19 protein-coding genes and 1 pseudogene are annotated in these 18,870 nt (G+C 71.6%); 6 read left to right on the forward strand and 14 right to left on the reverse strand.

Annotation, left to right across the window (positions count from 1 at the left end):
- Positions 1-19 precede the first annotated feature (19 nt).
- The 4 genes from ACWDAS_RS32280 to ACWDAS_RS32295 all read right to left on the reverse strand — a co-directional run bounded on the left by ACWDAS_RS32280 (position 20) and on the right by ACWDAS_RS32295 (position 5,583).
- Positions 20-466 carry a cupin domain-containing protein gene (locus tag ACWDAS_RS32280; RefSeq protein WP_450398049.1) on the reverse strand — a complete coding sequence of 149 codons (447 nt, stop codon included), beginning with the start codon at positions 464-466 and terminating at the stop codon, positions 20-22.
- Positions 467-739: 273 nt separating this feature from the next.
- The gene (locus ACWDAS_RS32285) at positions 740-2,197 is read right to left on the reverse strand and encodes a multicopper oxidase family protein (protein WP_450398051.1); all 1,458 of its coding nucleotides are present in this window, start codon (positions 2,195-2,197) and stop codon (positions 740-742) included.
- A gap of 315 nt (positions 2,198-2,512) precedes the next feature.
- Positions 2,513-2,830: a metal-sensitive transcriptional regulator gene (locus tag ACWDAS_RS32290; protein WP_450398053.1), complete on the reverse strand. Its 318-nt coding sequence runs from the start codon at positions 2,828-2,830 to the stop codon at positions 2,513-2,515.
- The gene (locus ACWDAS_RS32295; RefSeq protein ID WP_450398055.1) at positions 2,827-5,583 is read right to left on the reverse strand and encodes a heavy metal translocating P-type ATPase; all 2,757 of its coding nucleotides are present in this window, start codon (positions 5,581-5,583) and stop codon (positions 2,827-2,829) included. The genes ACWDAS_RS32290 and ACWDAS_RS32295 overlap by 4 nt, the downstream gene beginning before the upstream one ends.
- Before the next feature lie 196 nt (positions 5,584-5,779).
- On the opposite strand from ACWDAS_RS32295, the gene ACWDAS_RS32300 reads away from it, so the two are divergent.
- The 3 genes from ACWDAS_RS32300 to ACWDAS_RS32310 all read left to right on the forward strand — a co-directional run bounded on the left by ACWDAS_RS32300 (position 5,780) and on the right by ACWDAS_RS32310 (position 7,920).
- On the forward strand, positions 5,780-6,049 hold the full coding sequence (locus ACWDAS_RS32300) for an SHOCT domain-containing protein (RefSeq protein ID WP_450398057.1): 270 nt from the start codon (positions 5,780-5,782) through the stop codon (positions 6,047-6,049).
- A 427-nt stretch (positions 6,050-6,476) separates the two neighbouring features.
- Positions 6,477-7,202 (forward strand): DUF305 domain-containing protein, encoded by a 726-nt coding sequence (locus ACWDAS_RS32305; RefSeq protein WP_450398059.1) that lies wholly within the window; start codon positions 6,477-6,479, stop codon positions 7,200-7,202.
- A gap of 19 nt (positions 7,203-7,221) precedes the next feature.
- Positions 7,222-7,920: a class F sortase gene (locus ACWDAS_RS32310; RefSeq protein WP_450398061.1), complete on the forward strand. Its 699-nt coding sequence runs from the start codon at positions 7,222-7,224 to the stop codon at positions 7,918-7,920.
- A 280-nt stretch (positions 7,921-8,200) separates the two neighbouring features.
- Here the strand turns inward: ACWDAS_RS32310 and ACWDAS_RS32315 are convergent, their stop codons facing one another.
- From ACWDAS_RS32315 to ACWDAS_RS32330, 4 genes are all read right to left on the reverse strand, one after another.
- Positions 8,201-8,497, reverse strand: a complete 297-nt coding sequence (locus ACWDAS_RS32315) for a sulfurtransferase TusA family protein (RefSeq protein ID WP_450398063.1) — start codon at positions 8,495-8,497, stop codon at positions 8,201-8,203.
- Positions 8,494-9,753, reverse strand: a complete 1,260-nt coding sequence (locus tag ACWDAS_RS32320; protein ID WP_450398065.1) for an MFS transporter — start codon at positions 9,751-9,753, stop codon at positions 8,494-8,496. Before ACWDAS_RS32320 ends, ACWDAS_RS32315 begins: the two co-directional genes overlap by 4 nt.
- Positions 9,750-9,959, reverse strand: a complete 210-nt coding sequence (locus ACWDAS_RS32325; RefSeq protein WP_450398067.1) for a hypothetical protein — start codon at positions 9,957-9,959, stop codon at positions 9,750-9,752. Before ACWDAS_RS32325 ends, ACWDAS_RS32320 begins: the two co-directional genes overlap by 4 nt.
- A 149-nt stretch (positions 9,960-10,108) precedes the next feature.
- Positions 10,109-10,783 carry an ArsR/SmtB family transcription factor gene (locus ACWDAS_RS32330; protein ID WP_450398068.1) on the reverse strand — a complete coding sequence of 225 codons (675 nt, stop codon included), beginning with the start codon at positions 10,781-10,783 and terminating at the stop codon, positions 10,109-10,111.
- 97 nt (positions 10,784-10,880) lie between these two features.
- Here ACWDAS_RS32330 and ACWDAS_RS32335 point away from each other — a divergent pair, with 97 nt between their 5' ends.
- The gene (locus ACWDAS_RS32335) at positions 10,881-12,251 is read left to right on the forward strand and encodes an MBL fold metallo-hydrolase (protein ID WP_450398070.1); all 1,371 of its coding nucleotides are present in this window, start codon (positions 10,881-10,883) and stop codon (positions 12,249-12,251) included.
- On the forward strand, positions 12,248-13,507 hold the full coding sequence (locus ACWDAS_RS32340; RefSeq protein ID WP_450398072.1) for an MFS transporter: 1,260 nt from the start codon (positions 12,248-12,250) through the stop codon (positions 13,505-13,507). The genes ACWDAS_RS32335 and ACWDAS_RS32340 overlap by 4 nt, the downstream gene beginning before the upstream one ends.
- A gap of 96 nt (positions 13,508-13,603) precedes the next feature.
- On the opposite strand, the pseudogene ACWDAS_RS32345 reads toward ACWDAS_RS32340, so the two are convergent.
- The 5 genes and pseudogenes from ACWDAS_RS32345 to ACWDAS_RS32365 form a co-directional block, all read right to left on the reverse strand.
- A pseudogene (locus ACWDAS_RS32345) lies at positions 13,604-13,885 on the reverse strand (TetR family transcriptional regulator); the annotation flags it as partial.
- Positions 13,886-14,010: 125 nt separating this feature from the next.
- Entirely contained in the window at positions 14,011-14,580 is a 570-nt protein-coding gene (locus ACWDAS_RS32350; RefSeq protein ID WP_450398073.1) for a rhodanese-like domain-containing protein, read from the reverse strand.
- Positions 14,581-14,621: 41 nt separating this feature from the next.
- Positions 14,622-15,368 carry a sulfite exporter TauE/SafE family protein gene (locus tag ACWDAS_RS32355; RefSeq protein ID WP_450398075.1) on the reverse strand — a complete coding sequence of 249 codons (747 nt, stop codon included), beginning with the start codon at positions 15,366-15,368 and terminating at the stop codon, positions 14,622-14,624.
- Positions 15,365-15,730, reverse strand: a complete 366-nt coding sequence (locus ACWDAS_RS32360; protein WP_450398077.1) for a rhodanese-like domain-containing protein — start codon at positions 15,728-15,730, stop codon at positions 15,365-15,367. Before ACWDAS_RS32360 ends, ACWDAS_RS32355 begins: the two co-directional genes overlap by 4 nt.
- A gap of 45 nt (positions 15,731-15,775) precedes the next feature.
- On the reverse strand, positions 15,776-17,149 hold the full coding sequence (locus ACWDAS_RS32365; protein ID WP_450398079.1) for an MBL fold metallo-hydrolase: 1,374 nt from the start codon (positions 17,147-17,149) through the stop codon (positions 15,776-15,778).
- A 379-nt stretch (positions 17,150-17,528) separates the two neighbouring features.
- Between ACWDAS_RS32365 and ACWDAS_RS32370 the strand changes: the two genes are divergently transcribed.
- Positions 17,529-17,795, forward strand: coding sequence for a metal-sensitive transcriptional regulator (locus ACWDAS_RS32370; protein WP_450398080.1), 267 nt, complete (start codon positions 17,529-17,531; stop codon positions 17,793-17,795).
- 387 nt (positions 17,796-18,182) lie between these two features.
- On the opposite strand, the gene ACWDAS_RS32375 is transcribed toward ACWDAS_RS32370, so the two are convergent.
- Entirely contained in the window at positions 18,183-18,737 is a 555-nt protein-coding gene (locus ACWDAS_RS32375) for a GNAT family N-acetyltransferase (RefSeq protein ID WP_450398082.1), read from the reverse strand.
- Positions 18,738-18,870: the final 133 nt, after the last annotated feature.

The raw sequence follows: 18,870 nt of genomic DNA on the forward strand, positions 1-18,870 counted from the left end.
AGGACCGTCGACCCGCGGGTCAGCCTGCGGAGGGACGCGGGGCGCGCAGGTGCGCCCGTTCCTTCAGCTCCTCCTCGTCGACCAACTTGAGCATCGGCTGACCCGGCGCGCACACCATGATCACCACGAACTTGGTCGGTGCGTCCGGCAGGGCGTTACCGTCCTGGTAGTGGATCACGTCACCGCCTGGCTCCCAGAACGTCCCACCGGCCTTGATCACACGCTCCGGCTCGCCCTCGAGTTCGAACCGGATCGCGCCCTCCATCACGTAGCCGAATGCCGGCCCCGAGTGGCGGTGCGGAGGGAGCCCGGGGTGCCCGGGAGGCCAGTCGACGAGGATGGTCATCTCCGAACCACCTTCGGGGAAGAAGGGCGGAGTGACTTCCTGCAGCAACTTCACTTCGGGCGGCAGCGAGACCTCTTGCCCCTCTGCAGGGGTCGCGTGCACTGGGTTCTTCTCTGACATGTACGACACCTCCGAAAGCCCGCCCGGAATGGGCGATCTCGCGTCCGTCATCGCTTTCCGGACCGGTTTACTGACCCACTCGGTCGGCGGCGACCGACTTCGTCGGTTCCGGGCTCACACAACTTGCTCCACGATTGACAAACCCCAGCCGCATCCGCGACACGCCGTGCGCCTCTCCCGAGACCAGCCTGCCTCCTGTGGGCGGCCGTCACAATCCGGGAGCAAGCGGCATCAGAACACATCGCACCATGTCATCGGCGGGCCGCATGGGTACTACCGGCCGCGCACGTTCACGGTGGCCATCATGCCCAGATCCTCATGGTCGAGGATGTGACAGTGAAATACGCTGCGCCCGGCGAAGTCGCTGAACGGGATCCGCAGGCGTACCCATCCCCGTGCGGGGACGAGGACGACGTCCTGGAGCACGCCGGCCGGCGGCATCCCGGCGCTGCCCGCCAGCACGTGGAAGGGCCAAACGTGCAGGTGGAACGGGTGATCCATGGGGCTGGTGTTGACCACGGTCCACTCCTCGACGGCGCCGAGGGCGACGCTCTGGTCGTCACGGTTCGGGTCGTAGGTACGTCCGTCGATGGTGAAACGCATTCCGCCCATACCCATGGGGCCCATGGCGAAGGTGAGCTGACGTTTCCCGGTCACCGGGCCTTGCGGGACGGCCGGCGCCGGCAGGGTCGCGGGCACCGTGGGTGTCGTTGTGGCCGGGCCGGCAGTGGTCAGGGTGGCCAGGGTGACCGGACCGCTGGTGGAGGGGCGACCGTCCATCATGCCGACACCGCCGCGGTCATAAGGGTCGCTGACCAACGCGTACCGGCCGCTGCCGGTAGGGCGCACAAGCAGGTCGGTGCGGTTGCCGGGGGCCAGAACCACCCGGTCCCGATCGACCGGTGCGCGCAGGAACACGCCGTCCAGGGCGACCTGGGTGAGCCGGTGCCCGTCCAGTCGCAGCGCCAGGACCCGGGAGACGCAGCCGTTGATGACCCGCCACCGCTGCAGCGACCCGGGTGCGGCGGTGATGACGGGCCGGTGCCGGCCGTTGACCAGCACCAGCTCGCCCTCGCGGCCCGTCATCCTGGCCATCATGGTCGGCGAGGCGACCCGGCCGGCCCCGTCCAAGGTGGTGTCGGTGACCATGAGCAGCCGGTCACCGTTGACCGGCAGGTCCGCCTCGCCCTCGGCACCCTCGACCAGCAGCGCCCCGACCAGGCCGGCGAAGATCTGATCGGCGACGGTGCCGTGGTGGTGCGGGTGGTACCAGAACGTGCCCGGCGGATGCCCGTCCGGAATCCTTATGGCGTAGTCGTGGCTGCCACCGGGCTCGATGGTGACGAACGGGTTGTCGCTGTTGCCCGACGGGGATACGTGCAGGCCGTGGGTGTGCAGGTTGGTGGGCTGGTCGATGTGGTTGACCAGCCGCACGCGCAGCAGGTCCCCGGGCCGCACCCGCAACGTCGGACCCGGTGAGGTGCCGTTGAACCCCCACGCCGTGGTGTCGCGCCCTGCCAGCCGCACCCCTGGGGCGGCGACAAGCCGCACGTCCAGCAGCCCGTCGCGGCTGGCCAGCACCTGCGGCTCGGCCAGCCCCTGGTCCCGGGCGGCCCGCCTGAGCCGGCCGCTGGGCGGGGCGCCCAGGCCGGTGGCCCAGACCGCCGCGCCAGCCGCACCCAATCCGAGCAGACCCAGCGCCCGGCGGCGGCTGATCGGCTCTCCGCTCATGGCAACATGCTCCTGCGCTGCCGGTCATCCTGCTCGTCGATCTCCCCGCGTGCGTAGCGCTCGTCGAGGATCCGCCCGGCCGCCGACCCGGCCCCCGTCCGGGAAGACTTCCGGCCACGACGCGCCAGGTTCACTGTGGCGTACCCATTGATCGGCGAACCGACCACGACCAGTGCGGACCGTACCCACACCCAGCCGATCGCCTGACCGCCCGCCACCGGGGTGGTGGCCGGCGATGCCGTTGCTGGGGCAGAGACAACAGACCGCCATTGGAGGCCGCCGGCAGGAGGCACGTCGCAAGCGTGGCAATCAGCGTCACAGCCGCAGCGTTCGGCGTAGTGCCACGGCGAGTTCGTCGAGTTTCTCCTCGCCTGCGGGCGGGTCGGACCGGGCGGCGTTGGTGACACAGTTCCTCATGTGGTCATCGAGGAGAGCGAGGGCGACCTCTTGCAGGGCGTGGGTGGCGGCGCTGATCTGGGTGAGGACATCGATGCAGTAGCGGTCGTCTCCGACCATGCGGGTGATGCCGCGTACTTGCCCTTCGACCTTGTGCAGCCGGGCCAGGTGGTTGGGCTTGTGGTCGGTGTATCCGGGCGGCGGGGCGCTGTTGTCCTGGTCGGAGGCCATGGTCATGGGGTTTCGCCTTCTTCGTGCGTGCCATGGGTGCTCGGCGTGCGGTAGCGGTCCGGTTCGGCGTCGAAGGCAGCGGCGCAGTGCCCCGAGCAGAAGGAGAAGGCGCCCGGTCCGTGGCCGCGGTGCTCGGGGGCGCTCGCGGGGTCGAGGTGCATGCCGCACACCGGGTCGACGGTTGTCCCTTGATCGCTTTCCCCGGTGGCCCGCGCCTGGTGGTACGGGGTTCGGTCCGCTGCGGCTTCGATCCGGGGCTGCACGGCCCCCGTGGACGCGGGTGGCAGGGGGGTGGGGTGCCAGCGGCGCAGGCGCGAGGAGTTGGTGACGACCGACAGCGAGCTGAGGGCCATGGCGGCGGCGGCGATGATCGGGCTGAGGCGGATACCCCAGAGCGGGTAGAGCGCGCCCGCGGCGACGGGGATGCCGACGGCGTTGTAGACCAGCGCGAAGAAGAGGTTCTGCCGGATGTTGCGCATGGTGGCGCGCGAGAGCCGGATCGCGGTGACGACGCCGGTCAGGGAGCCGGAGACGAGGGTGATGTCGGCGGCCTCGATGGCGACGTCGGTGCCGGTGCCGATGGCCAGGCCGACATCGGCGGCGGCCAGTGCCGGGGCGTCGTTGATGCCGTCGCCGACCATGCCCACGGTGCGGCCCTCGCCTTGCAGACGGCGGATCTCGTCGGCCTTGTGCTCGGGCAGGACCTCGGCCAGCACCCGGGCCACGCCGACCTGGGCGGCGATCGCGGCGGCGGTGCGGGCGTTGTCGCCGGTGATCATGACCACCTTGATGCCGAGGCGGCGGAACGCGGCGATCGCGGCGGCGGAGTCGTCCCTGACGGTGTCGGCGACCGCCAGCACGCCCGCGGGACGGCCGTCGACGGCGGCGAGGACCGGGGTCTTGCCCTCTGCCGAGAGGTCGGCCGCAACAGGGGACAGATCGCCGGTGTCGATACCGACGTCGCCGAGCAGCCGGGCGGTGCCGACCAGGACGGCGCGGCCGTTCACGGTGGCCTGCACGCCCTTGCCGGTGACCGAGTCGAACCCGGCTGCCGGCGGCGGTGTGAGGCCTCGGTCGCGGGCCCCGGTGACGATCGCGCCTGCGAGCGGGTGCTCGCTGTCGGCCTCGGCGGCGCCCACCAGCTCCAGCAGCGAATGCTCGTCGAAGCCGTCCACCGGACGGATGTCGGTCAGTACAGGAGTGCCGGCAGTGATGGTGCCGGTCTTGTCCAGCACGATGGTGTCCAGCTTGTGGGCGGTCTCCAGGGCTTCGGCGGAGCGGATGAGGATGCCTGCCTGGGCGCCCTTGCCGGTGCCGACCATGACCGACAGGGGGGTGGCCAGGCCGAGGGCACAGGGGCAGGCGATGATCAGCACCGCCACCGCCGAGACGAGGGCGAGGGTCAATGCCGGTGCGGGCCCGACAGTGAACCACACCGCGAACGTGGCGATGGCGATGGCGATGACCACGGGCACGAAGTACGCGGACACGGCGTCGGCGAGGCGCTGGATGGGTGCCTTGGACGCCTGCGCTTGCTGGACGAGCCGGATGATCTGGGCGAGCATCGTGTCGGCCCCCACCTTCTCCGCCCGTACGCGCAAGGAGCCGGTGCCGTTGACGGTCGCGCCGATCACGGTGTCCCCGGCCCGCTTGGTCACGGGCATCGGCTCGCCGGTGACCATCGACTCGTCGACGGGGGAGGACCCGGACAGCACGACGGAGTCGACCGGCACCTTCTCCCCGGGCCGGACGACCACCTCGTCACCGACCGCCACGTCATCGACCGGGATCTCGGTCTCGGTGCCGTCGCGGATCACCCGCGCGGTGCGGGCCCGCAGGCCCAGCAGGGCGCGGATGGCCTCGCCGGTGCCGGCCTTGGCGCGAGCCTCCAGGAGCCTGCCGAGCAGGATCAGGGTGAGGATGACGCCGACCGCCTCGAAGTACACCTCGCGCAGCTCGCTGGGCAGCAGGCCGGGAGCCAGGGTGACCAGGAGGCTGTAGCCGTAGGCGGCGGTGGTGCCCAGGGTGATGAGGCTGTTCATGTCCGCGCTGCGGTGACGCAGTGTCAGCCAGCCGGTCACGTGGATCGGCCGGCCGGTGTAGAACATCACCGGGGTGATCAGCGCCAGTTGCAGCCAGTGGTTCAGCAGCCACCCGGGAACCCAGTCGGCGCCGAACAACTCGTGCGCCATCACGGCGAACAGCACCGGCACGGTGAGCACCGCGCCGACGGCGACCCGGCGGGTCAGGTCCGTGATCTCCGCCTGCCGCTCGGCGGCGTCCGCGGCCTCCGCCTCGGCCGCCCTGCCCGGCTCGACGGGGCCCGGCGGCCCCGCGGCAGCGTGCCCGCCGTCGGGGCCGGTCTGCGCCGGTGCGGCGCTGTCGCCCGGTTCGACCAGGAGCGTGCCGTGGATCATGTTCATTACGCAGGTGAAGTCGTACGAACCGGCTCGCTCGGGGGTGAGCCGCACGGTGGTGCGGGTGTGGGCGGGCAGCCCGGCGCCCACCTTCAGCTCGGGAAAGACCACCCGGGACGTGCATTCGCCCGACTCCTGGCGATCGAAGACCACCTCTACGGGGGTTCCCTGGCGGACCCGGATGACGTCGGGACGGTAGCCGCCCCGCACGGTCACCTCCACCCGCTGTACCCCGCCCTCGATCCGCGCGGAGTGCGCGCGGCGCGGCCCGAAGAAGTACCAGCCCAGGGCAGCGATGAGCACGGCGGCAGACAGCGCGACGGCGATATCGAGGGCACCCATGACACGCATCCCTCCTGCAAGCTCTCCCCTCCAGCCTGCCTCCGGCTACCCCTACCGGGTAGGGGCTGCCCGGCCCGGCCACCGGGGACCAACCGGCCCCAGCGCGCCGCGCGGCACGGGGAGAGGGTGGGAAGCGAGGCAACAGGTCGCCCGGCACATCCGGGCACCCTGCCCGTCCACCGCGGGGGTGAGGGCGATGATGTTCTGGTACGGCAACGGTGTCGGCGGCTGGGGCTGGTTCGCGATGTCGGTCGGCATGGTCGTGTTCTGGGCGGTGATCATCGGTGTCGGCGTGTTGCTCTACCGCGCCCTCGCCCGCCCTCACGAGCACACCCACACACCCCCCGCTTCCTCGCCCGAGCAGGTGCTGGCCGACCGGTTCGCCCGCGGCGAGATCGACGAGGAGGAGTACCGGCGCCGCCTGGCGGCGCTGAGCGTCTTCCCGCACTCCACGAAACAGGCATGAGGTCGCAGCCCGGCACGTGACCGCGCGAAGCCAAGGCCGTGTCCTCGCTCTCGACGACCAACGCCCTCGGTGCGCTCGCGAAAATGAACGCCCCAGGACCTTACGCGCATGGCCGGTGCCCCCTGATGGACTGCTTCAGCGAGCCGTCATCCGCGGCTCTCTGCTTACGGTGAGGACGGAAAACCTGCCACGTGGTGATGCCGCCAGTGGCGGCTTGTCACAGCAGGCGCCACCAGTCCCGGCTCCGCGACCGTTTACATCCGGCTGCCGAGGACCTCGTGGCGCCCGCGCGTCGAGAGGAACGCACGTGTCGCCATCTGTCGTCCGCCGCAGCATGGTTGCCGTCGCCGCGGCCGCGGCTTTCGTATGCCCGCCCACCGCCGCATGGGCTGCGCCGGCCGGAGGGCCTTCCGGCGGTGACCAGTCCATGTCCACCGACCTTCAGCCGCTTGCCACTCCACCGATGGCGTACCAGTTCGGGGCGGCACTGGCGAAACTGAAGGGCCGGGCCATGGAGACGACCTTCCTCGGGGAGATCATCCGTCACCACAAGATGGCGATGGAAATGGCTCACATGGAACTCGAACGCGGTGTCAGCCCGGCCATCCGGTCCCACGCACGGGACATCATTGCCGAGCACGAGCACCACATCGAGCAATTCACCCGCTGGCTGCGGCAGTGGTACGGGCTCACTCCCGAGCAGGCCATGCAACAGGCCCCGGCGATGGCTCACGGGTACATGGCCCCCATGGACAGCGAGATGCGGCACAGGATGGAGCAGCTCGGCACGATGTCCAAGGGCAAGGCGTTCGACATCGCCTTCGTCCAGCGGATGATCGCCTACCACGCCTGCTCCATCATCGAGTCCCTGGAACCGCAGAGTCACGCCGCCCACGCCCCGCTCCGGGAGGCGGCGGCAGCAGGGACTGCCGGCCAGATGAAGCAGATCGCCGAACTCCGCCGGTGGCTGTCGGACCAGGAGGGGAAGCGGGAGTCCATGATGACCGCGCCCAAGGGCGCGGCCGCCACCGGTGACGGCGCAAGCCACGCCACCACCGTTCCACTGGCGGCGGGTGGAGCCCTACTGGCAGCCGCGAGCGCGTGTGTGGGCTTGGTCTCGCTGCGCCGCCGGTTCGGTGACCGCCGCACCTGAGGCCGACCGGGGCCGCACGATGAGCGGCAACCGACCGCTCGTGCCGGCGGCCACCGGCCTGGCCGCAGGGCTGACCATGGTGGTGCATGCGCTGGTCGGCGGTCCGCATCCGCCACCCCAGCCCCGCGCCACCGCGCTGTCCGCCGTCACCGCCGTTCCACAGGCGTCCTCGCCTCAGCAGCGGCGGCTTCTGGGGTTCTCCCGTCCGGTGAGGATCGAGCTGCCGCGCCTGGGTATCCGCGCGGCCGTCCGGCCGGTGGGCGTCCACCGTGACGGTACGGTACAAGTCCCCAGCCCGAGCCGTGCGGCAGAGGCCGGATGGTATGCCGGCAGTGCCGCACCGGGCCAGGCCGGACCCACCGTCATTCTCGGCCACGTCGACTCCGCCCGGTTGCCCGGCGGCAAAGCCGCGTTCTACTCCCTCGGCGGCGCCCGGCGGGGAGACCGCGTCACGGTGACCCGCGAGGACGGCGTCGTCGTCCGGTTCACCGTCGACGCCGCCGTCCTCGTGGCAAAGACCCACTTCCCCACCCGCGCGGTCTACGGACCCACCCAAGCTCCGGCACTGCGGCTGATCACGTGCGGAGGCCGGTACACCAAGGCCGGCGGATACCGCGGCAACGTCATCGTCTTCGCCCATCCGGACTTCCCTCTCAGGCCGGCGACACGCGCCGACCACCGCACGCCCAGCTCAGGCCGCCGGACGACCGAACCGTGACAATCAGCACCGTAGACGTGGCCCGGATTGCGCAAGCCGGCCTTCAAACGGGACTGTCGTTGAAGGCGCTGGCGTCGGGCTCCGCCGGCGTCCGGGTGCGCGCGCAAAGAGATCCGTCGGCAAGGCGCGGACGGCCTGTTTGGGCCGCGATCGAGGAGTCCGGGCTCGAGGCTGAGCACGGCGCTGACGAGCTGGGGCGGGCGTTGCGGAAGGCGGCGTACGGCGAGGACTGCACCGGGGGTTAGTCGCGAGCATCCTGACCGCTGCCCGCCAGCGGCCTTCAGTGATCATCTCTATGCCACGGCGCGTCAGGCCGGGTACGGCGGGCGTCGGCGGTGAGGCGTAGGGCGTATACGGGCGGGTCACCGCGGACGGGGCCGAGGTAGTCGTGGCCGGTCATGTGGCACCAGGCGGGCAGGTCGAGCGGGGCGGCGGGGTCGGTTGCGATGACATGAACGACGGTGCCAGGCTCCAGGCCGTCGACGTCTGTGCGCAGGCGCAGTAGGAGGGTGACGCAGAGCAGGCCGGTGCCGTCGACGGTGAGGTCGGCTTCGGGGGGTGAGGCGGGCTGGTTCATCGGCTGTTCGCGCTGGCGGCGACGGCGGGGAGGATGGCGAGGGCGATGATCCCGCCGGTCAGGGCGAGGGCGGGGTAGCTGGCTGCTGCGACGACGATGCCGGAGGCCAGACCGCCGGTGGCGCCGGCTATGGCGATGGAGACGTCGACCATGCCCTGGGTCTTGGCTCGTGTGGCCAGGGGCACGGCGTCGGTGATCATGGCGGTGCCGGAGACGAGGCCGAAGTTCCATCCCAGTCCCAGCAGGGCGAGCGCGAGGGCCAGCAGGGCGATCGAGTCGCCGGGCGCGGTGGCGGCGGTGATCCCGGCCATCAGGAGGGTGAGTCCTGAGGCTGCGGCTATGGCGGTGCGGCCGTAGCGGTCGACGAGCCATCCGGTCAGGGGGGAGGGCAGGTACATGGCGCCGACGTGGATGGCGATGACGAGGCCGGAGGCGGCGGTGCCGTGGCCGTGGTCGTGCATGTGGATCGGGGTCATCGTCATGATGGCGACCATGACGAGCTGGGTAAGGATCATGGTCAGGGCGCCCAGCATCAGCCCGGAGCCACGTGCTGGGGCCGGGGCGGCATCGCCTGTGATGGAGCCTGCTGCGGCTGCCGCCTGCTGTTGGAGGTCGAGGCTGCGGGCGAGCAGGAGCGGGTCGGGGCGCAGCCAGATGGCCAGGACGAGGGCGGCGAGCGCGTAGGCGACGCCAGCGAGAAGGAACGGCCCCGCCAGGTTGGGGATCCCGAGCGTTTCGGCGAGGTCGCCAGTGGGGGCTGCGAGGTTGGGGCCCACGACACCGCCGAGGGTGGTGGCGACCAGGACGGTGGAGACGGCACGTGCCCGGTGGGCGGGGGCTGCGAGGTCGGCGCCGGCGTAGCGGGCCTGAAGGTTGGTGGCGGTGCCCGCGCCGTAGACGAACAGGGCGAGGAACAGCAGGGCCGGGCTGTCGGCGATGGCGGCGGCGATGACACCGGCGGCGCCGAGGGCGCCGGTGAGGTAGCCAGTGGCGAGGCCGGGGCGGCGGCCGCGGGCTTGGGAGATGCGGCCGACGACGATGGCGGCGAGGGCGGATCCGGCGGTGAACAGGGCGCTGGGCAGGCCGGCGAGGCCGGTGGAGTGCAGCATGTCCTGGGCGAGCAGTGCGCCGACGGTGATGCCGGCGGCCAGGCCTGCGCCGCTGAGGACCTGAGAGGTGACCAGGACGGTCAGGATGCGGCGCTGTGCCTGGGGGTCTGGGGATATGCCGGTTGTGGCGGGGGCGGTGCTCGTCACAGGGGGTTCTTCCGTCCGGGCGGCTGACTGGTGGACCTGGCCATCGCCGTGGGGCGGGCGATGGCCAGGCCCGGGCGGGTGAGGGTCAGGAGGCGTCGAGGCGTGGAGTGCGTGTACAGCGGGGTGTGGATCGCCCCTTCGGGATCGCGGCGCTCGCCGGCGTGCACGCTGCGAGTGGACAGGCCCTGCTCGTGAGTGTCGGTCATGCCTCTCCTGCTCTTCGTCGCTGCTTGCGGGAGCGGACCGGCAGGTCCGCTCGTGCGCGGAAGCCGCCCCGATCAGCGTGGCTGCCGCCGCCTCGATGCCTGGACCGCCCTGCCGGCCGGTCCGGGATGCGCGGGGGGAGGGCTGCCGGTCAGCCCGGCTGTCCGGCGTCGACCGGCAGGGCGGCCAGCCGCCACTCGAGCATGCCGTCGTTCAGCCGGATCGCCCGCCTGCCGCGGTCGGTCAGCAGGCGCACCGCGTCGTAGGACAGCACGCAGTATTCGCCGCGGCAGTACACGACGATCTCGGTGTCCTCGGGCAGTTCGCTGACGCGATCGGCAAGTTCGCCGACCGGAATGGAGACGGCGCCGGGGATGTGTCCGGCCAGGTACTCCTCCACCGGCCGGACATCCAGCACCACCACGTCCCCGGCTTCGGCGCGGGCCCGCAACTCCTCGCGGGTGACTTCCGTCCCGCCGTCGTCGCCGAGGTAGGCGTCGCGGGCGGCGGGCACGGCGGCCTGGTGGTTCTCGGCGACCTTCCGCAGCAGTGCGAAGAGCTGGGCGACGTCGTCGCCGGCCAGCCGGTAGTGGATGCGGACCCCCTCCCGGCGGATCTTGACGAACCCGGCCTGCTTGAGGGCCTGCAGGTGCGCCGAGGCGGTCGTCAGATTCAGCCCGGCCGCCTTCGCCAGAGCGTCGACGGTTCGCTCGCCCTGGGCGAGCAGGTCGATCAGCTCCAGGCGCTTTCCGCTGGCCAGCGCCTTTCCGCTGGCCGCGAAGGCGTCGTAGAGCTGTGCCTTCGAGCCGGCCGTGGTCTCCGTCATGACATCCTCCATAAATCCATGGAATATTGTAGATGGGGGGAGGTGCTGTGACCACTTCTTCCGTCACCACACCCCTTTGGATCTTCGGAGGACTGCCGTGGGCTTCGCCGACGACCATCTGATTCCACTGGTCGACGAAGGGCTGGGCAACAGCGCCTACCTCGTCGACCTGGGCGACGGTCGTGCCCTGGCTGTCGACGCCGGCCGCGACCTGCGCACCGTGAGGGCCGCTGCGAAGCGGCGCGGTTTGCGCGTCGGGTTCGCGGCCGACACCCACCTGCACGCCGACTTCCTCTCCGGCGCCGTCCAGCTCGGCCACGACGACGGCGCCATCGTTCTGGCTTCGGCTGCCGGCCACCGTACGTTCGAGCACCGCGGCCTGGCCGACGGCGACGAGGTGGACTTGGGCGGTCTGACGCTGCGGGCCCTGACCACCCCCGGGCACACCGACGAGCACCTGTCTTTCCTGCTCCTGGACGGGAACCGTCGGCTTGGCGTGTTCACTGGCGGCTCGCTGATCGTGAACTCCGCGGCCCGCACCGACCTGCTCGGCGCGGACCGCACCGACGAACTGGCCCGCGCCCAGTACCGCTCGCTGCAGCGGCTGGCCGCACTGCCGGACGAGACGGCTGTGTGGCCCACCCACGGGGCCGGTTCGTTCTGCTCGGCCCCGCCGGGCACCGAACGCACCACCACCATCGGCGCCCAGAAACAGACCAACCCGCTGCTCTCCGTACCGAACGAGGACTCCTTCGTGCGCCAACTGATCGGGAGCCTGGGGAGCCACCCCGCCTACTTCGACCGGCTCGCCGAGATCAACCGGCACGGCCCAGCCGTCCTGACCGGCACTCCGCAGCTTGCCGAGCTCGAGGCCGGACAGGTCAGTGCGCTGCTCGCCGAGGGCGGCTCCGTCGTCGACGTCCGCCCCGCAGCTGCTTACGCCGCCGGCCACGTCCCCGGATCCCTGTCCATCCCGCTGCGTGACCAGTTCGCCACCTGGCTGGGCTGGCTCCTGCCCGACACGGCGCCCATCGCTTTCGTGACCCGCGAAGACCAGGACCTGAGCGAGATCGTCTGGCAGGCATACAAGATCGGGTACGAGCGGCTCGCCGGACGCCTCACCGGCGGCATCACCGCCTGGCAGGAAGCCGGTCATCCCACGGCGGCCACCGCGTTCGTCACCGCCGACCAGGCCCCGACCGGCCCGTACCTGGACGTCCGGCAGGAAGCCGAGTACACGGCCGGGCACGTCCCCGACGCCCTGCACCTCGAACTCGGCAGCCTGGCCGCACGTGCCGCGGAAGCGCCCGACGGGGCCGTCATCGCGTGCGGGCACGGCGAGCGCGCGATGACCGCCGCCAGCGTCCTGGAACGCGCCGGCCGCACCGGTCTGACCGTTCTCAACGGCGGCCCCGCCGACTATGCCGCCGCCCACGCCCAGCAACTGGTCGAAGGCGGCGCCCGGTGAGCCCGACCACCGCCGCCGCCAGTCCGGTGCGACTCGGGCTGCGGGAGAACTGGCTGCAGTTCACCCTGCTCGTCATCGTCAACGTCTGCGTCGGCGGCCTGGTCGGACTGGAACGCACCACTGTCCCGCTGATCGGCACGGAAGTCTTCGGCCTCACCAGCGATCTGGCCGTCTTCTCCTTCATCATCGCCTTCGGCCTCACCAAGGCGCTGACCAACCTGGCCGCCGGGGCACTGACAGCGCGCTTCCGCCGCAAGCAACTGCTCGTCGCCGGCTGGCTCGTCGGTATCCCCGTCCCCTTCGCGCTCGCCTGGGCGCCGTCGTGGGGCTGGATCGTCGCCGCCAATGTGCTGCTGGGCATCAACCAGGGTCTGGCCTGGTCGATGACCGTCAACATGAAGATCGACCTCGTCGGCCCCGCCCGCCGGGGACTGGCCACCGGCCTGAACGAGGCCGCCGGATACACCGCCGTCGGTGCCACCGCCCTGATCACCGGCTATCTGGCCACCGCCTACGGCCTGCGTCCCGCTCCCGAGCTCATCGGTGTCGTCTTCGTCGTCGCCGGACTCGCCCTGTCCCTGGTCGTGCGGGACACCGCCGCCCACGTCGCCCTCGAACTCGCCCAGCACCCCAAGCCGCTGCCCAGGGGCGAGAGCACCGGGCTGGCCGCCACGTTCGCCCGGACTTCATGGCACAACCGGTCCCTGCGCGGCGCGAGCCAGGCCGGGCTGGTCAACAATCTCAATGACGGACTCACCTGGGGCGTCTTCCCCTTGCTGTTCACCGACCACGGCTTGGGACTCGCAGCCGTCGGCCTGATCAAGGGCCTCTACCCCATCCTGTGGGGCATCGGGCAGATCCCCACCGGCCACCTCGCCGACCGCATCGGCCGCAAACCCCTCATCGTCACCGGCATGCTCGTCCAGTCCGGTGGCTTCGTCCTGGCCCTCGTCCTGCTGCAGCGCCCCCTGCTGGCCGGCGTCCTGTCCGCTGTCGCCCTCGGCCTGGGCACCGCCATGGTCTACCCGGCCCTCATCGCAGCGGTTTCCGACCACGCCCACCCCAGCTGGCGGGCCAACGCACTGGGCACCTACCGCTTCTGGCGGGACATCGGCTACGCCGCCGGCGCCCTGGTCGCCGGCGTCCTCGCCGACGCCTTCGGACTGAACGCCACCGTCATCGCAGCCGCCGTCCTCACCGCAGGTTCCGGCCTGCTCGCCGCCCACTGGATCACCGAGCACCACACCGCCCACTGATCGTCCCGAAGCCCGGGCCCGCCCACCCACGCAGCGGGCTAGGGGTACGAGGAGTCCAGCGCGGGCCGCAGGAGTCCGCCATCGGGCGAGGTCGGTCTTGCGGCCGAAATGCTGGTAGAGGATCGCCCTGGTGACGCCCGCCTGTCCCGCGATGTCATCCAGGCTCGTCGCGCCGCCGGCCAGGCGGGCGGTGCGTCGGCCTTGTGCACTGAGCAGGCGGGCGGCGTCGTGGACCAGGCACAGTTTCCCCGCCACCCAGTTGTTCAGCGGCCGCACGACGGGTTCGGTCCGCGCCGAATCCAGCCGCGCGCGGAGCCGGTCGGGATCACGCGGCGCCAGACGGCCCGGGTTGGGACGTCGCAGGTCCGCGACCCGCACAGCGCCGATCTGTCGGCCCAGGCGATCGGCCGCTGCGGCAGCGGCCGATCGATGACGACCGCACAGTTGACTTGTGCGATGTGGTCCCGCCGACTCAGACGAGGGGGCCGATTGGGGCGGTCCGGTTAGTGGTGCAGGGCCGCGAGGGTGTTGTCGAGGTCGGCGGTTGCGGTGCGGGGGCGGTTGTAGGGGAGTTTGCCGAGGAGGTTGCCCATGGCGCAGGTGTTGGTGAGGGCGGAGAAGACGAGGCCGGCGCCGACGGCGGCGGAGAGCCAGCGGGCGCCGGGGAGGACGGGGTCGGCGAGCATGCCGATGAGGACGAGGGAGCCGGCGGCCATGCGGACCTGGCGGTCCATGGCCCAGGTGGCGCGGCCTGTGGCGGGTCGTTCGAGGGGATTGCCGTCCTGGGTCCAGGCGGTGGTGCCGCCGAGGAGGGTGGCGGCGGGGATGCCGGCGGCGGCGAGTTGGTCGCAGGCGGTGGCCGAGCGGGCGCCGGAGGCGCACACAAGGGCGAGTTCGCTGCGGTCGGCGGCGGCGCGCAGTGCGGGCAGGGCGCGCTGGAGTTGGTCGAGGGGGATGTTGTGGGCACCGGGGATGTGACCGGAGGCGTACTCGCCGGGGGAGCGGACGTCGATGACGGTGAGCTGTTCCAGGCGGGGTTGGAGCTGTGCGGCGGTCAGGGGGGTGGGGGTCATGGGAGGGGTTCCTTTCGCGTGCTGCTGTTCGTTGCGGGGGTTCAGGTGAGGGCGTCGAGGAGCATCAGGGCGGCCACTGCGAGCAGGGCGATGGCGAAGATCTTCTGGAGGGCGGCGCCGGAGAGTTTGTCGGCGGGGCGTTTGCCGTCCCATGCGCCGAGGATCGCGGCGGCCGTGAACGGGCCGACAACGGCCCAGTCCACGCTTCCGGCGGTGCCCAGGCGGGGGGCGAGGGCGGCGGCGGCGTTGGCGGTGATGACCAGCAGGCTGGTGCCGACGGCCTCGGCCATCGGTAGCGCGAGCACGGACACCAGCGCGGGGACGGCGAGGAATCCGCCGCCGACGCCCAGCAGCCCGGTCACGGCGCCGAGTCCGGCACCGGTGGCCGCCGACCGGCCGGGACCCGCTCGCCGCACGGGGCCTGTGCTGCGCCGTGGGGTGAGCATGCGCCAGGCGGCGATGGCGGCGAGAAGTGCGAACGCGGCGGTGAGCACGGCGCCGGGAATGGCCGAGGACAGGGCGCCGGTGGCTGCGGCAGCGGGCAGTCCGGCCGTCGCGAACAGGGCTCCGGTGCGCCAGCGGACCCGTCCGGCCCGGGCGTGGGCGATCAGCGCGGTGAGCGAGGTGACCGCGACGATGAGCAGGCTTGCGGTGGTGGCCTGCGCGGCGGTGAAGCCGAGCAGGTAGATCAGGGCCGGCACGGCGAGCATGCTGCCGCCGCCGCCGAGTCCGCCCAGCGCCAAGCCGACCACGGCTCCGGCGATGAGGGCGAGGACGAGCATGGTCATATGACCTGCCCGTCGTGACCGGTGCCGGTGCGGACCGGCAGGCCGGCTGCGGCCCAGGCCCGCATGCCGCCGGTGACGTTGAGGGCGTGGACGCCTCGTTGCGACAGAAGCTCGGCGGCCTTTCGGGACCGGTTCCCGGAGCGGCACACCGCCAGCACGGGAAGGTTCCCGACACTGTCGGGGAGGGGGGCTCCGGCGGCGACGGCGGCCAGGGTCTGCCACACGGCGCCGGGAGCGTGTCCGGCGCCGTATTCGTCGGCCTCGCGGACGTCGAGCAGCACCGCCCGTCCGGTGCGCACGCGCTCGTGCGCTTCGGTGACGGTGAGCTCCTCGGGAGCGGGGTTGCGGGAGAAGAGCGGCATGGTCGTCCTGCGTTCGGTGTCGATGGGGCGGCCCGGTCCCGGCGGTCAGCCGGTGGCCAGGCCGATCTCGCGGGCGGTGTCGAAGGAGTCGTCGACGGCCACGACGTCGCGACCGAGCGCATCCAGCAGGGAGGCGGCGATCGCGGCGCGCATGCCGCCCGCGCAGTGCACCCACACCGTGCCGGCCGGGACGTCGTCCAGGCGCTGGCGCAGTTGGTGGAGGGGGATGTGCACCGAGCCGTCGATGCGGGCGTCGGCCCGCTCGGTGTCGCGGCGGACATCCAGGACCACGACCCGCTCGGCCTCGTCCCCGGTCTCGGCCTCCTCGCGTGCCTTGGCCAGGGTGGGGAAGTCGGCGCGGCGGAAGGAGCGCAGGTCGGTGGGGTCCTTCACCCACTGGTCGGGGCCCCCGGTGGCGGCCGCGGCGGGGCGGTCGATGCCGACCTGGACCAGCTCGCGCTGGGCCGCGGCGATGTGCTCGGGGCTCTCGGCGAGCAGGGTGACGGGCTTGCCCCAGGGGATCAGCCAGGCCAGGTAGGTGGCCAGCTGCCCCTCCAACTCGAAGTTGAGGGAACCGGCGACATGCCCTTCGGCGAAGGCGACACGGTTGCGCAGGTCCACCACCCACTCGCCGGCGGCCAGCCGCGCGGCGATCTCCGACGCGTCCGCGCGCTTCGGCGCGGTCAGGTCGACCGGGGCGGGACCGGCGGCATTGGCCGGACCCATGTGGGTGTAGTAGGCCGGGATCGCATCCAGCCCGGCCAGCAGATCGGCGACGAAGGAGTCCACATCCTTGACCAGGGCGTCGTTACGGACCCTCTCTGCGCCGATGGTGGTGGCCTCGCCCTCGGCCTGTGAGGACGAACAGAAGGAACCGAACCCGTGGGTGGGCAGCACCCTCACCTCGTCGGGCAGCTCCGCCAGCCGATGCGCCGAGGCGTGCTGGGCGCGGGCGAGCTGCTCGGTGAGCCGGGGCTCGACCAGGTCCGGCCGCCCCACCGTGCCGATCAGCAGCGACCCGCCGGTGAACGCGGCCACCGGGGTGCCGGCGTCCTCCAGGACGTAGGAGGTGTGGTGCGGGGTGTGACCGGGGGTGGCGACCGCGCGCAGCACCAGGTCCTCGTCGATGACGGAAGTGTCGCCGTCGGTCACCGGCACCCGGTCGAAGGAGACGTGCGCCCCGGCGGGCACCAGGTAGGCCGCTCCGGTGATCCGGGCCAGCTCCAGGCCGCCGGTGACGTAGTCGTTGTGGATGTGGCTCTCCACGACGTGCGTGATCCGCACGCCCCTTCGCGCCGCGGCTGCGATGACCCGCTCGATGTCACGCGGAGGATCGACCGCCACGGCGCGTGTCGTTCCTCCCGCGAGATAGCTGCGGTTGCCGAGCCCTTCGACGGCGAGTGTCTCCACGAAGTACATGTCCGTCTCCTCTCCGAGATACCTGGGGGGGTATATCCAAGGAACACCATATACCCCCACCCGTATTTCTCTGACCGCTCCCGGGCCGCTTGCGGTCCGCCGCCGGTCGGCCCTGGCTCGGGCGGGCGGAGAGAGGGGAAAATACCCCATGGGGTATGCTGGCCAGGCGGTTTCCCGCCGGACGGCAGCACACGGACGGCCTTCGGAATCCATCCGGGCCTGCGGTGACCGCCATGCGTGTCCGCGGGAAGGTCGCTCCGTCGCGTCGGCGCGGAATGGGCTCGAGTGCCCCGTCGTTCATACCGGGCGGGGTATGTGTGCCAAGGGTGGCATACCCCACCGGGTATCATGTGCCGTTGGTCGTGAAGGAGGAATCCGGGTGCAGGTGGACGAAGAAGCGACAAGTGCGGTGCTCAACCGTCTGCGGCGGGCCCAGGGGCAACTGGCCGGAGTGATCGCAATGATCGAGGCCGGGCGCGACTGCAAGGACGTCGTCACCCAGCTCGCAGCGGTGTCCCGCGCCCTGGACCGGGCGGGGTTCAAGATCGTGGCCAGCGGCATGCGCCAGTGCCTCGCATCCGCAGACGACCAGACGCCTCCCATGAGTGAACAGGAACTGGAGAAGCTGTTCCTCGCTCTCGCCTGACCGAAGGCCTGCGCCGTTCCCGACCTGAGACCGAGTACGCCAAAAGTCATTCCCGGCGACGACCTGCATCAGGGCACGCGAGACGACGCTCCGCGGGGCCTTGACCCCGAATCCTGGACACGGGTCATGCGGCTGGTGTACCGGGCACCGTGGTCGGTGTGCATGACCGCTCCGGCGAGGCTGCCGCGGGTGCGTTCGGCGGTGGCCAGAGCGTCCCGACGACCATGCCGGGCCCGGAGGCCGGCGGCCCCATTGCAGGACCGCGAAGAAGACAACCGGGGGCCGCTTCGTTGCATAACCCCTGTCCCGTCGCTGAGGCAGCCGGCGACGACCTGGCAGCCGGGCGACGGCTGAACCAGGACTGTCAGGGGTCGTCCGGACGAGCCGTCACCCGTCGGGGAGCTCTCGGCGTGGATCGCCCCCCGGCCGGTCGGCGCGGAGCATCGAGTAGAGGACCTGGTCGTGCCAGCAGCCGCCGCGCCACTGCGCGGAGCGCAGCACCCCCTCTTGTGTGAAGCCCGCCTTTTCCAACGCGCGCTGCTCGGCCTGGTTGCCGTGGTCGGTCCACGCCTGGAGTCGTTCGGCCCTGGTGTGATCGAAGAGGTAGCCGGCCAGCAGCCGTTGGGCATGCGTGCCGATGCCCCGGCCGCGTGCGGCGGGCACGATGCCGATCGCCAGGCTCCAGCAGGAGGAGGTATCGGGCCGTCCCCAGCTGGCGGCGAACCACTCGACCCGGCCTACCGTCCGGTTCGCCTCCGCGACGGAGAGCACGCCGCCATCGGGGCCGAGCAGACCGGTCTCAGCGAAGCGGTGACGCAGGTCCGCCTGCGAGCGGAAGCCGAACCACTGGTACGGCCCGGCCCCGTGCTGCCCGCTGAACTCGCGCTCGAACAGGTCGAGGTCGTCGGCGGTCACGGGGCGAAGCGTGATCTCGTCTGGCATGGTCCGGCTCCCGTCCTCTCACTCGTACGGGCGAGCCTAGCGGCGGTCCCCGATGAACAGCCGGTCAAGGTATTGGTCGACGGCGGTCAGGTTGGTGTCAGTCGGGTGATGGGTGACTGGCCGCCGAGCGCGG

This window comes from Streptomyces sp. NPDC001070 (genome assembly GCF_053598835.1).

Excerpts from the sequence above, each read along its gene's own strand:
- ACWDAS_RS32280 (WP_450398049.1), bottom strand. The coding sequence starts at position 466 with ATGTCAGAGAAGAACCCAGTGCACGCGACCCCTGCAGAGGGGCAAGAG.
- ACWDAS_RS32285 (WP_450398051.1), bottom strand. The coding sequence starts at position 2,197 with ATGAGCGGAGAGCCGATCAGCCGCCGCCGGGCGCTGGGTCTGCTCGGA.
- ACWDAS_RS32290 (WP_450398053.1), bottom strand. The coding sequence starts at position 2,830 with ATGACCATGGCCTCCGACCAGGACAACAGCGCCCCGCCGCCCGGATAC.
- ACWDAS_RS32295 (WP_450398055.1), bottom strand. The coding sequence starts at position 5,583 with ATGGGTGCCCTCGATATCGCCGTCGCGCTGTCTGCCGCCGTGCTCATC.
- ACWDAS_RS32300 (WP_450398057.1), top strand. The coding sequence starts at position 5,780 with ATGATGTTCTGGTACGGCAACGGTGTCGGCGGCTGGGGCTGGTTCGCG.
- ACWDAS_RS32305 (WP_450398059.1), top strand. The coding sequence starts at position 6,477 with ATGTCCACCGACCTTCAGCCGCTTGCCACTCCACCGATGGCGTACCAG.
- ACWDAS_RS32310 (WP_450398061.1), top strand. The coding sequence starts at position 7,222 with ATGAGCGGCAACCGACCGCTCGTGCCGGCGGCCACCGGCCTGGCCGCA.
- ACWDAS_RS32315 (WP_450398063.1), bottom strand. The coding sequence starts at position 8,497 with ATGAACCAGCCCGCCTCACCCCCCGAAGCCGACCTCACCGTCGACGGC.
- ACWDAS_RS32325 (WP_450398067.1), bottom strand. The coding sequence starts at position 9,959 with ATGACCGACACTCACGAGCAGGGCCTGTCCACTCGCAGCGTGCACGCC.
- ACWDAS_RS32330 (WP_450398068.1), bottom strand. The coding sequence starts at position 10,783 with ATGACGGAGACCACGGCCGGCTCGAAGGCACAGCTCTACGACGCCTTC.
- ACWDAS_RS32350 (WP_450398073.1), bottom strand. The coding sequence starts at position 14,580 with ATGACCCCCACCCCCCTGACCGCCGCACAGCTCCAACCCCGCCTGGAA.
- ACWDAS_RS32355 (WP_450398075.1), bottom strand. The coding sequence starts at position 15,368 with ATGACCATGCTCGTCCTCGCCCTCATCGCCGGAGCCGTGGTCGGCTTG.
- ACWDAS_RS32360 (WP_450398077.1), bottom strand. The coding sequence starts at position 15,730 with ATGCCGCTCTTCTCCCGCAACCCCGCTCCCGAGGAGCTCACCGTCACC.
- ACWDAS_RS32365 (WP_450398079.1), bottom strand. The coding sequence starts at position 17,149 with ATGTACTTCGTGGAGACACTCGCCGTCGAAGGGCTCGGCAACCGCAGC.
- ACWDAS_RS32375 (WP_450398082.1), bottom strand. The coding sequence starts at position 18,737 with ATGCCAGACGAGATCACGCTTCGCCCCGTGACCGCCGACGACCTCGAC.